Origin of the sequence: Acetivibrio cellulolyticus CD2 (assembly GCF_000179595.2) — a bacterium.
Classification (GTDB): Bacteria; Bacillota; Clostridia; order Acetivibrionales; family Acetivibrionaceae; genus Acetivibrio; species Acetivibrio cellulolyticus.
In genome coordinates, this window is the sequence record NZ_JH556658.1 from 583,461 (window position 1) to 600,063 (window position 16,603).

Below are 16,603 nucleotides of genomic sequence, written 5' to 3' on the forward strand. Positions count from 1 at the left end.
GTGAAATGTTTGAAATTCTGTTAGATTTATTATAATAGTAAAAGGGGCAATCAAGTATGTCAACACAAGAAACTTTAAGCAATGTAGTAATTTCCAGAGCCAATGAAGATTCAAGAGGAATAACATTTATTTTAAGCGATGAACAAGAAATATTTGTTTCATACAAGGAAATGTATCTATCCTCTTTGGAACTGTTATATTACATGCAGCAGGCAGGATTTAAGAAAGGTGATGAGGTTGTTTTCCAATTGGAGGATAACCGGAAGTTTATATTTTCCTTCTGGGCATGCATTCTTGGGGGGATGATTCCTGTTCCGGTCACACCTGGTACTAATGATGAGCATAAAATGAAGTTGTTTAAGATATGGAACATATTAAAAAAGCCAAAACTGATTGCAAGTAGAAAGCTGGTTGAAAAGCTGGAGGATTTTGCATCAGAGAATGATCTTAAGAATGAAATCGGAAGCATAAGGGAAAATGTATATTGTTTTGAAGAAATCAATTTAACTGGCAAACAAGGTGTCATTTATGAGCCAAGTGCCGAGGACACTGCCTTTATTCAGTTTTCTTCAGGTTCAACAGGAGACCCTAAGGGTGTTGTAATATCGCATAAAAATGTTCTTACCAATATTAATGCTATGGCAGAATGCGGAGGTACAAGCAGTGCAGATTCAACACTTAGCTGGATGCCTCTGACACATGATATGGGGTTGGTTGGAGTTCATATTATCAGTGTATTTCTAGGTATAAACCAATATAACATGCAGACACAGTTATTTATAAGGTATCCTGTTTTGTGGATTAAAAAGGCGAGCCAGCACAAGGCAACAATGCTGTATTCTCCTAATTTCGGATACAAGCATTTTCTTAAATTTTTTAGTAAAGATGTTGCAAAAGATTGGGATTTGTCAAACGTAAGGCTTGTTACAAACGGCGCCGAACCTATCTCTATGGAACTTTGTGATGAGTTTATGGATACGCTTTGCGAATACCGTTTGAAAAGAAATGCCATGTATACAGTTTACGGTATGGCAGAAGCAACCTTGGGTATAACGTTTCCAAACCCCGGTGAGGAGTTTTGCTCTGTGACATTTGACAGGGGATTTTTGGGTGTTGGAGACAAAGTCAGGACAGTCCAAAAAGGAGATAAAAATGGAGTTACCTTTGCAAATGTAGGTTTTCCTATTTCGAATTGTTACGTCCGCATATGCGATGAGAAAAACAACCCTTTAGAAGATAATTATATGGGACATATTCAAATAAAAGGCGGAAATGTAACTTGCGGGTACTATAACAGGGAGGATCTGACGCAAGAGATTATTTCACCGGACGGATGGCTCAATACCGGAGACCTTGGTCTTATGATAAATGGGAGGCTAATAGTTGCAGGACGTTCAAAGGATATTATATTTGCAGGAGGGCAAAACTTCTATTCTCATGATATAGAGAGAGTTGCGGAATCTGTTGAGGGTGTTGAACTCGGTAAAATAGCAGCTGTAGGTGTTTTTAATGAGGCAAAACACTGCGATGAACTTGTTCTTTTCGTATTGTTCAAACAGAAAACGGAACTTTTTATTCCGTTGGTTGAAAGTTTAAAGAAAATAATCAGTCTGAGGTTTGGAATAGAAGCTCAAGAGGTGATTCCGGTAAAGCATATTCCCAAGACTACCAGTGGAAAGTTTCAGAGATACAAACTGCGTGAAACTATTGAGGCAGGCGGGTTTGATGCTGTAAAACAGGAAATCCATGAGTTGATGGCACAGAAGTATAGCAACAGGGTGATTGACATGCCTCAGAATGATGTGGAAAATGACCTTGTGAAAATCTGGTCAGAGGTCTTGAATATAGAATATGTGGGCACGAGGGATGATTTCTTTGCAATAGGCGGAGATTCACTTAAGGCAGGCCAATTGATTTCGAGGGTCAGAGAAACATTCGGTGTAGAGCTTTCCCACAGTGAACTGTTTGAAAATTCTGATATTGTAGAGCTTGCTAAGCTTATTGAGAATTATAATAAGAAGTTGCAAGATGGAGATAACGATATAGCAGGAATAAGTCCTGAGGAAGGGAAAATGCAACTTTCTTCAGGTCAGAACAGGTTATACTTTTTAGATAGATTGAATTCAGGAAGTTCCCAGTACAATTTAAATATGGTGCTTCGAGTTCATGGCGAGGTCAACCGGGATGCACTACAAAAAAGCCTTTGTGAGGTGGTAAAACGTCATAAGGTTCTCTCTGTTACATTTGCTGAGGAGAATGGTCAACCTGTACAGGTATATAACGACTTAAATGTTCAGTTACCATTTGTTGACTTGAGTTCAAAGCCTGATAGGGAAAATAGTATGCTGGAGTTGGCAACGGCTGAGGCAGCACGTCCTTTCGAGCTGGATAAAGGTCCATTGTTCAGGTCTACTCTTGTGGGTATGGGCGAGAGGGAGTATGCTTTCATATTTGTTGTTCACCATATTGTATTTGACGGCTGGTCGTTCGGAATACTCTTGAAGGAGCTTTCACACTACTATAATGTGTTCTCAGGCGGAGAGCATGTAAGCTTAGAAGATGCCGGAATTCAATATCCTGATGTTGCTGTATGGCAGATGAAAAGGATGGAGGGAGAGGGTATCTCCAGGCAATTGGAATATTGGAAAGAAAAGTTGTCAGGAAAGCTGCCTGTAATGGAATTGCCTGCAGACAGGCAAAGACCATCCGTTCATTCTTTTAAAGGTGCAAAGTTCAGATTTAATGTTCCGGAAGAAATGGTAAAAGAATTGCAGACTTTAGCACAGCAGAAAAAGGTTACGATGTATATGCTTCTGCTGGCGGCTTTTGACCTGCTGCTTTACAGGTATACAAATCAGGAGGATATTATTGTAGGTTCTCCTGTTGCCAACCGGACAAGAACGGAAATGGAAAATGTCATCGGATATTTTACAAATAATCTGGTTCTAAGGACAAATATTTTGGAAGCTTACAGTTTTGATGAATTCCTTAAACAGGTTAAGAAGGTGACACTTGAGGCTTATAGAAATCAGGAAGTACCTTTTGAAAAGCTGGTTGAGGTACTTAAGGTAGAAAGGGATATGAGCAGAAATCCACTGTTTCAAGTTTTATTCAGCCTTCAGAACATGCCGCTGCCTCAAGTGAAATTTGGAGAAGCGAGTATTTCACCTATAGATATAGATAGCAAAATTGCAAGATTTGATTTGGCATTGGATATAAGAGAAGTAGCCGGAGAATTGGTTGCTGACTTTGAATATAATACAGATTTGTTTAACGAGGATACAATTGCACGAATGGCAGGACACTACAATAAGCTTCTTCAGGAGATTACCGCCTATACTGATAAGTCAGTGCAGTCTTATGATATCCTTACGCAACATGAAAAAGAAGTGTTTATGAAATCATGGGAGGAAACAGCTGTAGACCTGGGAGGTACTAGCTGTTGGATAGAGCTTTTTGAGGAAATGGCAGAAAGACACCATTCTTCTGTGGCAGTGGCAGCAACAGACGGGTGTATTACATATGAGGAATTAAACAAACGAGCGAATAGATTGGCTCATTATCTTAATTCATCAGGGATGAGACCTGAGAAAATTGTTGGTGTCTTTATGAATAGAACAATAGATATGATGACAGCATTGATTGGAATTCATAAAGCTGGCGCTGCATATCTGCCTATGGACCCGTTATTTCCGAAGGATCGTATTGCATATATGCTGGAGGATGCCGAGGTTGACTTGATTCTTACGCAGACTCGTTTGATTGATATGCTTCCTGACAATAAGTCACGTATTATCCCTATGGACAGTGAATGGGCGGAAATAGAAAAATTCGGAAGTGAAAACCCTAAAAAGCATCAATCTGGTAACAATCTAGCCTACCTGATTTACACTTCAGGTTCTACGGGAAGGCCAAAGGGAGTGCAGATTGAACAGTACGCTTTGTTAAATCTGCTTAAGAGTATGGAACAGAAGACAGGCGTAACCAATGGAGATTCACTGCTTGCTGTAACTACATTGTCTTTTGACATTGCCGGACTTGAATTATTTATGCCTATGATAGCAGGAGCAAAAGTTGTAATTGCCGGAAGAGAAGATGTGACCGATGGTAACCGCATGGCGGAAATGATTGAGGAGCATAATATAACTCTGATGCAGGCAACACCTGCAACATGGCGGCTATTGATCGAATCTGGGTGGAAGGGATCAAAAAATCTCAACATTCTATGCGGTGGTGAAGCATTGCCTAAAGATCTGGCCGGACAGCTTATTGAACGCTGCGGCTATCTATTGAATGTGTATGGTCCAACTGAAACTACCATATGGTCTACTCTCGAACAGGTTGATTCTCCGGAAGATAATACTATTGGGAAGCCTATTGCCAATACCCAGGTTTATATTCTGGATAAGGCTATGAATCACTTGCCGTTTGGCGTACCAGGGGAGCTATATATAGGCGGGGAAGGTCTGGCACGAGGATACATCAACCAGCCTGAGCTTTCAGCAGAAAAGTTTGTTGCTGATCCATTCATTCAGGGAAAGTGGAATTTGAATAAACTGCAAACAGAAGAAAAAGCTTCAGCGCGTATGTATCGTACCGGAGATATGGCAAGGCTTTTACCCGACGGGCGTATCGAATTTTTAGGCCGTGCAGACCAACAGGTTAAGATACGTGGTTTCCGCATAGAGCTCGGAGAAATTGAAGCTCTGTTAAATCAGAATCCTTCGATAAAGGAAAGTGTTGTTGCAGTAAAAGAATTAATTCCGGGGCAAAATGCTCTGGTTGCCTATATAATACCTGAAAAAGACAAGGATTCAAAGGATTTGGGTGCAGATGTACTGCGCAGATACCTAAAAGAAATGCTTCCAGACTATATGATTCCTTCAGCTTTTGTATGCATGGAGGCCTTTCCAATGACTCCAAACCGCAAGATTGACAGAAAAGCGCTATCTGTTCCGCAAGGGTTTATTCCTCAATTGGAAGGCGACTTTACGGCTCCGTCGGATGAAGTAGAGACGCGTCTTGTGGAGATTTGGCAGGAAGTTTTGAATATAAACAGAGTAGGTATAAAGGACAATTTCTTTGATTTGGGAGGACATTCTCTGCTGCTTACTAAGGTCAGGAACAAAATCAAGGAAACCTTTAATAAAGAAGTGTCTACTATGGATCTGTTTAAGTACACTACCATCGAGGCTCTTTCAAGGCATATTAAAGGCGAAACAGAACATAAAACAGTTCAACAGGAAAAAAGGATAAAGAGAGAATCTAACGGCGGAATAGCTGTTATTGGAATGAGCGGGAGATTCCCCGGTGCAAAAAATATCGAGGAATTCTGGAGTGTCCTTCGTGACGGTAAAGAAACTATTGGACGTTTCAGTGACGAAGAGGTGCTGGCTCAGGGAATCACTGAAAACAACTTGAAGAAACCTGAGTATGTAAAGGCATGGGGGGTTTTGGAAGATGCGGACAAGTTCGATGCAGCGTTTTTCGGATACAACCCAGGTGAGGCGGAATTGCTGGATCCTCAGCAGAGGGTATTTCTTGAAGAGGCCTGGAAGGCATTTGAGGATGCCGGGTATGATTCGGAAAAAAACAACGGCCTGGTTGGCGTGTTTGCAAGTTCAGGCATGAATACATATTCCCGTAATATTTTAGAAAGCCGGGAATCTAAGGGACTTGCCGGGGATTACCAGATTATGACCAGCAATGATAAAGACTTTTTGGCTACAAGGGTTGCATATAAGCTAAACCTTGAGGGACCTGGAATAACAGTACAGACAGCGTGCTCATCGTCCCTTGTGGCAGTCCATCTTGCCTGCCGCAGCTTGATGGATGGTGAATGTGATATGGCGCTTGCAGGCGGAGTAAGCATACGTATGCCACAGAAAGCAGGATATCTCTATCAGGAGGGGATGATTCTTTCACCGGATGGCCATTGCAGGGCTTTTGATCAAAATTCTAGGGGAACTGTAGGGGGAAATGGTGCCGGAGTAGTAGTGTTGAAACGATTGGAAGATGCAGTTGCTGATGGAGACAATATAATTGGCGTAATCAAGGGTTCGGCTATAAATAACGACGGTGCTTCAAAGATTGGATATACTGCACCTCGTGTGGACGGACAGATGAAGGTAATTGAAAAAGCACAAGAAAATGCAGGAATATCTCCTGAAAGTATTTCATACGTAGAAGCACATGGAACTGGAACTCCATTGGGAGATCCGATTGAAATTGAGGCATTAACCGGGGCGTTCAGGAAGAAAACTTCTCAAAAAGGTTTTTGTGCCGTTGGTTCGGTTAAGACCAATATAGGGCATCTGGATTCGGCTGCCGGTGTTACAGGGCTGATCAAAACATTGCTGTCATTAAAACATAGAATGCTGCCACCGAGTCTTAATTTTAAGAGCCCGAATCCGGGAATTGATTTTGAGAATAGTCCGTTTTTTGTAAATAACCAGTTGCGTGAATGGAAAACAAATAGTGAGCATTTACGTGCAGGAGTAAGTTCATTTGGAATTGGGGGCACAAATGTACATGTTGTAGTAGAAGAGGCTCCTGAAGTAATAAAGGATAATTCCGATACAGGCCCTTACATTCTGGTGTTTTCAGCAAAGACTAGAAGTGCGTTAGTGACTAGAATTGCTAACTTTACAGACTTCCTTAAGGCAAATCCGCAGACAAATATCGCAGATGCTGCATATACCCTAATGCTTGGACGAAGGGAAATGGAATACAGGTGCTTTGTTGTAGCAAGTTCTCGTGAAGAAGCTGTTGAAAAGCTTGGAAACGTCCTTGCAGATCCTCAGAAAACCATAATTAATAGTAGTAATGAAAAGAAGAATATAAAGGGTGCATTGAGTCAAAACAAGGTAACAGATTGGTTGATAGGATGTTCGCTGGAGGAAATCGGGCAGAGTTGGTTGGCTGGCGAAAGTATAGATTGGAAAAAGCTTTATGAAGGACAGAAAAGAAGAAGGATTTCATTGCCTGTATACACCTTTGAAGGCAAATCCTTTTGGATAGATGGAAATAAGAAAAAAGAAGCAGAAAAAACCGAGGAAAAAGCGGGTGTAAAAAAGGAACTTTCAGAGTGGTTTTATGTGCCTGTTTGGAAGCAGTCATCTAAAGAGTTGCACTTTAAACCTGTAGCAAACCAAATTAGAGAAGAGAATGTTCTTGTCTTTACCGGAAAAGGTATGTTTACTTCTAGACTGGTGGAGAAACTGCGTGAGTTCAATAAGAATATTATTACAGTATTCAAGGGAGATGAATACCGGGAGTTAAAGGATGGCATCTGTATTATTCGTGCTGACGCCCAGAGTGATTATGCAGAGCTGCTTAAGACTCTATCCGGTATGGGAAAGAGACCTGCACGTATTATACACCTGCTGGGAATTGATGATCATGGAAACGCGCAGCCAAATTCAGGGGAAGAGCTGTTCTACAGCTTGTTACATCTTGCTCAGGCTGTAGGAAGCGAGGGCGTGAATACACCTCTTATGGTAAAGGTGCTGCTAAACGGTTCACAAAAGGTATTCAGCCCGAAGGAGTTAAATCCTCAAAAGGCACTTCATTTAGGCCCTTGCAAGGTAATTCCTGTGGAATATCCGTACATAAAAATGAACAGTGTTGATTTTGTTCTGCCTGATCTGGACAGTGAAGAGGAACAGGACGTTATAGAACAATTGGCTGCTGAAGTTTTTGCACAAAATGAAGATGAGTTTGTGGCCTATCGTGGTACAACAAGATTTGAACAGGACTTTGACAAGATACAAATTCCAGAGGAGAGCGAAAGCATTGCCACGCTGAAGGAAGAAGGAGTATACCTGGTCACTGGAGGCTTGGGCGGTATGGGATTGGTTATGGCAGAGTATCTAGCAAGGAAAGTAAGAGCTAAACTTGTGCTTGTTGGCCGTTCTCAGTTCCCACAGGAAGAGGAATGGGACCGTTGGATTTCTGAAAATGGTTTAAAAAACAAAACATCCGAAGCTATACAAAGACTAAATGAAATCAGAGGTATTGGTGCTCAGGTACTTACTTGCCAGGCAGATGTTACGGATATCGAACAGATGAATGCTGTTCGACAAAAGGCCGAGTCTGTTTTTGGCAAAGTCAATGGAATTATTCATGCAGCAGGTAATCCGGGTGGTGGTATGATTCAGCTTAAAAAGCGTGAGTTTGCCCAAAATGTAATTCTGCCTAAGGTTGCCGGTACTGAAGCCTTGTATAGGGTTTTTGAAGACGGACAGCTGGATTTCTTTATTTGCTGTTCATCTCTGAATGCAATTACAGGGGGATTCGGGCAAGTAGATTACAGTGCTGCAAATGCCTACCTTGATGCTTTTGCCCAGGCTCATTACACTCGCAGGGGAACCAGGATGCTTTCAATTAACTGGGACCGCTGGCCGGGAACAGGTATGGCTGCAGGAAACGGTATAAAAGCAGTTGATAAAAATAAGGTTTTACATCCTTTGCTTGGAAGAAAGATAGAGAGTGATTTACAAAAGTCTGTATTTTTAGCGGAATGGAACCCGAAAAAGGACTGGGTGCTCTCAGAACACCTCGTTATGGGTACTCCAACCATAGCAGGTACTACATATCTGGAAACTGTACGTGCTGCAATAGAGGAAGAAGAGGCATTGAGCAAAACAGAAATGGAATTTACAGAAGTAATCTTTTTGGCACCAATGGCAGTAAAAGAAGATGAAAGCAGAACAGTGCTTACAGTATTGGAAAAAGCAGAAGAAGGCTATACATTCCAGGTTGTCAGCAGGTGGCAGGATGGAGATGAGTCAAGTTGGCAGCAGCATGTAAAGGGCAAGGTCAAAGTTCTTTCAAATAAAGAGAACCCTAAAGTGTACCAGGTGAAAGAATTGATTGAAGCATGTAATGTACGGAAGTTAGAACCGGGAGTACAGGAAAATGATCCTGGAAAAGCGTTTATCAGCTTTGGAAAGAGATGGATATCCCTTAGGAACCTTTACCTGGGAGTACAGGAGGGTATATCGGAAATTGAACTGGATGAAGAGTTTACATCCGATCTTGTTGAGTACAAACTGCATCCTTCTCTTCTTGATGTAGCGACGGGCTCGGTACGTTTGGCAGCAGGTGGTAACTATCTTCCGTTTTCATATGGAAGTTTGTATGTGAATGGGCCATTGTGCAGAAAAATGTATGCACATATTCAGTTTAAAAACGGCTATGAGGGACAGGAAGAGATAATAACCAGCGACATTCATCTGATGGATGAACAGGGTGTCGCGTTGGTAGAAATAAAGGACTTCTCCATGCGCCTTACCGGAGAAGCGGCTGCAGCAGCAATTCGATCAGGAGTACATTCTGCAAGAAGCAATTTCGGGCAAAACTGGTTGGAGGAAATTTATAACGCTGCAGGACGTAAGGAAACAAGTATCTTCAACGAAGGTATTTCTCCGGAGGAAGGACAGGAAGCACTGGAGCGAATACTTAAGGGATGCGTAAGACCTCAGGTGATTGTATCGGTTAAGGAAATAAGGGAGGCTATCCGGCAGGCAAACTATATCAAGCAATCCGGAAATTTAGATAAGGCATCAAATGCTGCTTCCACTGTGAGACATCCACGTCCGGAATTGCAAAATGCCTATGTAGGACCTAAAAATGAAACAGAGAAAAAGCTGGTTGAAATATGGCAGGATACCTTGATGATAGACGGTATAGGAATTCATGATGAGTTCTTTGAACTTGGAGGAGATTCCTTACTGCTTATACAATTCCATTCGAAGCTGAAAGAGGAGTTTAAAAGTGAGATAGCGGTTGTAGATTTGTACAAATACAATACGGTGAATTTGCTGTCAAAGTACCTCACAGGAGGCAATGAAGCAGAGAAAAAACCGGCATTTGATCAGGTAAACAGTCGTGCTAATAAACAGATTGAAATAATGAATAGAAGAAAACAAGAGATGATGAAAAAGAGAGGGGTTAATGTATGAGTAACATAAATGAAAACATAGAACTTGATGAAAATAACTCACTTGGAGCTATTGCCATAATTGGTATGACAGGAAAATTCCCGGGAGCAAAGGATATGGATGAATTTTGGAAAAACCTTTGCGAAGGGGTTGAATCGGTAAAGTTTTTTAACCGTGAAGAGTTGATTGAGATGGGTATTGATCCGCATCTTCTGGACAATCCAAGGTTTGTTGCGGCTGATGCTGTGTTGGATGATATGGATAAATTTGATGCCTCATTCTTCGATTATTCTGCCAGAGAAGCGGAAATTATGGACCCGCAGCACAGAATGTTTTTGGAGAGTGCATGGGAGGTACTGGAAAGTGCAGGATACAGCTCAGAGTTATACAAAGGAAGAGTTTCGGTGTATGCAGGAGCAAATTTAAGCAGCTATATGCTCAGAAACATTTATTCCAACCCGGGATTAGTTGAAAATTTGGGATCATTTAAGATCATGATTGCAAATTCACAGGACTTTTTGGCTACGCGTGTGTCTTATAAATTGAATTTGACAGGTCCAAGTGTTAATGTAAATACCTTGTGTTCATCTTCAATAGTTGCACTTCATATGGGCTGCCAGAATTTGCTCAACTACGGTTGTGATATAGCTTTGGCTGGCGGTGTTTCATTCCAGATATCCAGAAATGAGGCCTTCTTTTACCAGGAAGGTGGTATAGGCTCCGGGGATGGACACTGTCGTGCTTATGATGCAGGTGCGAATGGTACAGTTAGCGGAAGCGGATTGGGTGTAGTAGCACTGAAAAGGCTGGAAGATGCAATAGCCGACGGAGACCACATACATGCAGTGATCAGGGGTATAGGTATAAATAACGACGGTTCTGATAAGAACAGTTATACAGCTCCGAATGTAGAAGGTCAGGCAGATTGTATTGCTGAAGCTATAGCAATTTCAGGTGTAAACCCGGAGACTATTACATATATTGACGGTCACGGTACCGGTACCAATCTGGGAGACCCAATAGAGATTTCTGCTTTGACTAAGGCTTTCCGCTCATATACAGATAAAAAGCAGTTTTGTGCCATAGGTTCTGTGAAAACCAATATAGGCCACTTGGTAACTGCGGGAGGCCTTGCAAGTCTATGTAAGACAGTTCTTGCTATGCAGCACAGGGTGATTCCTCCGAGTTTAAATTTTGAGAAGGCAAATCCAAAAATCGATTTTATGAATAGTCCGTTTTATGTTAATAATACTTTGAAGCCATGGGAAACAGAAGGTTTTCCATTGCGTGGAGCAATCAGTTCGTTTGGTATCGGCGGAACCAACACCCATGTAATTTTGGAAGAAGCACCAAAGGCCGAGCCTTCATCTACTTCGCAAAGACCATGGCAATTGGTTGTTTTATCTGCAAAGACAGGCACAGCATTAGAAACTATGACGCAAAACTTTGCTTCATATATAAGAAAAAATCCGGATGTAAATCTTGCAGATGTTGCTTTTACACTTCAGGTAGGACGAAAGAATTTCAATCACCGAAGAATGCTTTTGTGCCGGGATACTTCCGAACTACTTGAAAAACTTGAGAAAGGAAATGTATTCTCACGTTTTGAAAAACCTAAAGAGCTGCCTGTTGTGTTTGTATTCAGCGGAGAGGAATCAGAATATGCAGGGTTAGGTGCAGAGCTTTACAGAACCGAGCCATTATACAGAAGTATTGTCGATGAATGCGCTGAAGTTGTCGAAAGACTTACAGGGATAGATATGGTAAATAAGCTTTATCATCTATCACACGAAGGATTAAATGAAGCTGGAAGGTTTAAAGAAGAAGTTGCCAACAGGGCTGCTGCATTTATTACCGGTTACGCATTAGCTTCACTCTGGAGGTCATGGGATATAGAGCCTGAAATGATGATCGGAGAAGGAGTTGGAGAATATGTTGCTGCGTGCATTGCCGGAGTTATGACGGTTCAGGATGCTTTGAGAATGGTTTGTTCCAGGGATGATGAACTGTTTGATACATTAAAAAATATCACATTACAGGCACCACAACTGTCGCTTATTTCAAGTGTTACAGGTAAAATGATGGATTCATCAGAGGCAGTAAAGTCTGAATACTGGATTAGCCAGCGTGCTGCTGTAAGATTTATGAACGGGTTGGAGGATGTTTGTAAAGATAGCGATCAGATTCTTGTTGAAATGGGACCTGGAAGCATGAGCAGCAAGGCTGTATGGCAAGCTGTGAAAGGAAGCGAAATGACCAGTCAGGGAGCAGATGAGAAATTTGCGAAGGTTGGTCCTGAGATTATACAGATATTTGGAAGTAATGAATGTAGTGGAGACTATTACAACCTGATGACTGGTGTTGGACAATTCTGGCTTGCAGGCGGTAAGGTTGACTGGAATAAGATGTATCAGGAGGAGAGACGATGCCGTATTCCGCTGCCTACATATCCTTTTGAAAGACAAAGCTATTGGATTGAGCCCGGTCAGCGCTATCAAAGTGCAGAACAGACTTTTAAAATTGAGAAAAATGAGGATATTACCGCGTCAGTGCTTAATGCGGATTATACTGATGGAAATATAAATATTGCACTTAAGTTTGATAAGAACGATGAAAACAGCAAGGAAAGATTGGAAGAGGCATTAATCTTTAAGCAGAAGCTTGAGGAATTCTGTAGGAACTATAAGGGCATATCTTCTGGCATGACGGTTTCTCCTGTGAACTTGAACGTATCAAGGAGTGCAGGTGGAGATCCACGGCTTGAAAAAAGACCACGTCCTCAGATGGATGAGGCATATATTGAGCCAAGAAATGAAACCGAGAAAATAATAGCAGAGCGCTGGCAGGAGGTACTGGGCTATGAACAAGTGGGAGTAAAGGACAACTTCTTTGTTTTGGGTGGCCATTCACTGATTGCTGCTGCTATTGCAAATGATCTTGAAAAGGTGTTCAAAGTTCAGATACCATTCACACAAATATTTGAAGCTTCTACTGTAGAAGAAATTGCTGAGGTAGTAGAAAATTACCGTTGGGCTCAAAAGGATGTAGCAGCGGTTGCTGAAATGGAAGAAGTCGAAAGTGGAACGATATAGGGATGTTAAAAAGTACTAGGTTTTATTGTTATGGGAGGCAGCTATGTCAACAAAAGAGTTAATATCCTGCTTGCGTGAAGCAGGTATCAAGCTTTATCTGGATAATGGGGAATTGCGTTTTCAGGCACCTAAAGGTGCCTTGACCCCTGAACTGCGTGAAAAACTTGTTGAAAATAAGTGTGAGGTTATTGCATTTTTAAGGAAGGTCAGCTTGGACAGCAGCACAGTAAGACAGCCAATACTTCCGGTACCAAGGGATGGGGAGCATTTACCGGTTTCGTTTTCTCAGCAGTCATTATGGTTTTTTGACCAGTGGAGTCCCAAAAATCCTGTATATAATATTCCGAACGCTGTCAGGCTATATGGAGAATTAAATATTAATGCCATGGAGACTGCTATTTCTACACTGGTAAAACGCCATGAGTCTTTGAGGACTACTTTTAAAGGTATAGACGGGAAGCCGGTTCAGGTTATAGTACCCGAAAGTGAATATACTTTGGAGGTAAAAGATTTATCATACCTTCAGGCAAAAGACGCAGAAATAGCACTTGAAAGGGAGCTTAATGAGGTGGCCTGGACGGCTTTTGACTTGGAGAAAGGTCCAGTTTGGAGGACACAACTTTTTAAAATAAATGAGATGGAATATGTGTTTTTTCTGGTAATACATCATATTATTTCAGATGCCTGGTCCAATATTATTTTTGTTAAAGAATTTTTAAGCCTTTATGAAGCATTTAACAAAGGTATAACACCAAATCTTCCTGTTATGCCGGTACAGTTTGCAGACTATGCATGCTGGCAGAGGAAATTGATGGCTGATCAGGAGGTTAGGAAGAATTTACTGGATTACTGGAAAGAGAAGCTTGCATCTCCTGTTGTGCTGGAACTTCCTACAGACTACCCGAGACCGGTTGCACAAAGCTTTTCAGGAAGCACAGCAACACTGAATCTGTCAAAGGATTTAAGTACAAGGTTAAAAGAGCTCTGTATAAAAGAGGATGTTACGCTTTTTATGCTTCTTCTAGCGGTTTTTGAAATATTGCTCTATAGATATTCAGGTCAGGAAGATATTATCATTGGCACAGTAGCAGCAAACAGGGGCCAAATTGAGAGTACAGGTCTGATTGGTTTTGTAATGAATACGCTGGCCCTAAGATGTAATCTTATGGGAAATCCAACAGTAAAAGAATTGCTTAAGAGGGTTAAACAAACTACGCTTTGTGCATATGACTATCAGGAATTACCCTTTGATATGCTGCTTGAAGAATTGAAGCTCGAAAGGGACATAAGCCGTACACCTTTGTTTCAAGTGATGTACATTCACCAGAATGTGCAAGAGGTAGAGCTTAAAGCAAACGGTCTTAAGATTGAAATAGAGGAAGTGGAGAACAGTGCAGCACCCTTTGATCTTAGATTGACTTCAAAGGAAACTGAGGAAGGAATTGAAGCAAGACTCGATTATTGTACTGATCTCTTCAAACCGGATACTATAGAACGTATGTTGGCACATTTTACGAATCTTCTTGAAGCTGTGGCGAAGGATACAAGTCTTAAGATAGGGCAGATGCCTCTTTTGTCAAAAGAAGAATACAGGCAATTAGTTATGGAATTTAACCAAACTACTGTTCCTTATCCGACAAACAAGCTTATTCATGAGCTTTTTGAGCAACAGGTTGAAAAATCCCCCGATACCATTGCAGTGGTTTTCGGTCTGGATCAATTGACTTATAGTGAGTTAAACTGTCGTGCCAACCAATTGGCTAGCTACCTTAGAAAAATGGGTGTGGGACCGGATATGCCGGTCGGAGTGTGTCTCGAACGTTCTTTGGATATGGTTGTCAGCCTTTTAGGTATATTAAAGGCTGGAGGTGCTTATGTTCCTTTCGACCCCGGGTATCCCAAAGCACGGTTCGAACATATGATACAGGATGCAAAGGTGAAGCTGATCCTAACCTGGGAAAAATTCATTGAAAAAATCCCCAGTAGTGAAGCGGTTGTGTTATGTCTTGATAAAGAGAAGAAAGTTTTGGAGATGGAGGATGTAAAAAATCCTGTTGTAAACGTAAACGACAAAAATTTAGCTTATGTAATATATACATCCGGCTCTACAGGTAAGCCGAAGGGGGCAATGAATACACACCTCGGTATGAGAAACCACAAACAATGGATGCAGGATACTTTTAAACTGACAGGGGAAGATGCAGTGCTGCAAAAAACTCCTTTTAGCTTCGATGTGTCCGTCTGGGAATTTTTCTGGCCCCTTATAACCGGTGCCAGGTTGGTGGTGGCACAACCGGAGGGGCATAAGGACAGCAGTTACATTGTAAAAACTATAATAGAGCAGAAAATTTCAGTTATTCACTTTGTACCGTCCATGCTATCGGCGTTCTTAGAACATCCTGATGTTGAGAAATGTACCGGACTTAAGCAGGTGTTTGTAAGCGGGGAGGCTTTGAGTCCACAACTTGAAAGAAGATTCCATGATTTGTTTTTAATACCGCTTCACAATGTTTACGGACCTGCAGAATGTGCAGACGTTTCTACTTCATGGACCTGTACAGGAGATTCAAAGGATAAAACGATGCCGATCGGAAGGCCTATCTCAAATGTACAGGTATACATACTTGACTCTTTTATGAATCCTGTGCCTGTTGGAGTTCCCGGTGAATTATGTGTGTCGGGAGCAGGAGTAGGAAGAGGATACATAAACAATCCGGAATTGACCGGAGAAAGGTTTGTCAATATCACACTAAAACATGATGAATTCGGCGAGAAAAATCTTCTTGTTTATAAGACCGGAGATAGGGCGTTTTGGCGTCCGGATGGTGTCGTTGAGTATATAGGGAGGGCAGACTTTCAAGTGAAAATCAGGGGCTTGCGTATAGAGTTGGGTGAAATTGAGGAAGTTATACTGAAGCATGGCTTGATAAAAGAAGCTGTTGTGGTAGCGCAGGAGAGTGAAAACGGTAACAAATATCTTTGTGCATATATTGTTCAGCATAGTGAAATAGACGAGCATGACCTTAAGGAATATTTGAGTGAAAGTTTACCTGAGTATATGGTTCCGTCATATTTTGTGAATATGGAACAAATTCCGCTGCTGCCAAATGGAAAAGTAGATAGGAAAGCACTTCCGAAGCCTGATAGAAATGAAGGAAATAAAGGTAAATATGAACCACCAAGAAATGCAACGGAAGAAAAGCTCACAGAACTGTGGAAAAGGGTTCTTGAGATAGATAAGATTGGCATTCACGACAACTTTTTTGAATTGGGTGGACACTCTTTACTTGCAACCATAATGGTTTCAGAAATAGTAAAACAGTTCAAAAAAAGTATTCCCCTGCAAAATCTCTTTTTAAATCCGACAATAGCAGGGATTTCAAAACTTTTGTACGATGAGGAAGACGAAGAATGCTCAGAGCAATACGTAGAGGGAGAACTCTAGTGCCTCGAAAAGAATTAATTGTAAGAAGTGTGCGAGGAATTGCATTTTAACATTAAGAAAGATTATAAGCTAATAAAGGGTCTTTTGAAAGAAAAATAACGCAAACCTTTTATTCAATCGGG

The 16,603-nt window shown here is 41.4% G+C and carries 3 protein-coding genes; all 3 read left to right on the forward strand.

The genetic code is table 11. From position 1 onward, the window contains the following. The first annotated feature begins 56 nt into the window (after positions 1-56). The 3 genes from ACECE_RS0218475 to ACECE_RS0218485 are packed head-to-tail and all read left to right on the forward strand — an operon-like array spanning position 57 to position 16,481. Positions 57-9,965: a non-ribosomal peptide synthetase gene (locus ACECE_RS0218475; RefSeq protein WP_010249924.1), complete on the forward strand. Its 9,909-nt coding sequence runs from the start codon at positions 57-59 to the stop codon at positions 9,963-9,965. After that, on the forward strand, positions 9,962-13,036 hold the full coding sequence (locus ACECE_RS0218480; protein WP_010249926.1) for a type I polyketide synthase: 3,075 nt from the start codon (positions 9,962-9,964) through the stop codon (positions 13,034-13,036). The genes ACECE_RS0218475 and ACECE_RS0218480 overlap by 4 nt, the downstream gene beginning before the upstream one ends. 43 nt (positions 13,037-13,079) lie before the next feature. Next, entirely contained in the window at positions 13,080-16,481 is a 3,402-nt protein-coding gene (locus tag ACECE_RS0218485; RefSeq protein ID WP_010249929.1) for a non-ribosomal peptide synthetase, read from the forward strand. Positions 16,482-16,603 lie beyond the last annotated feature (122 nt).

Bases quoted from the DNA above. Each gene is read 5' to 3' on its own strand.
- ACECE_RS0218475 (WP_010249924.1), top strand. From the start codon at position 57: ATGTCAACACAAGAAACTTTAAGCAATGTAGTAATTTCCAGAGCCAAT.
- ACECE_RS0218480 (WP_010249926.1), top strand. From the start codon at position 9,962: ATGAGTAACATAAATGAAAACATAGAACTTGATGAAAATAACTCACTT.
- ACECE_RS0218485 (WP_010249929.1), top strand. From the start codon at position 13,080: ATGTCAACAAAAGAGTTAATATCCTGCTTGCGTGAAGCAGGTATCAAG.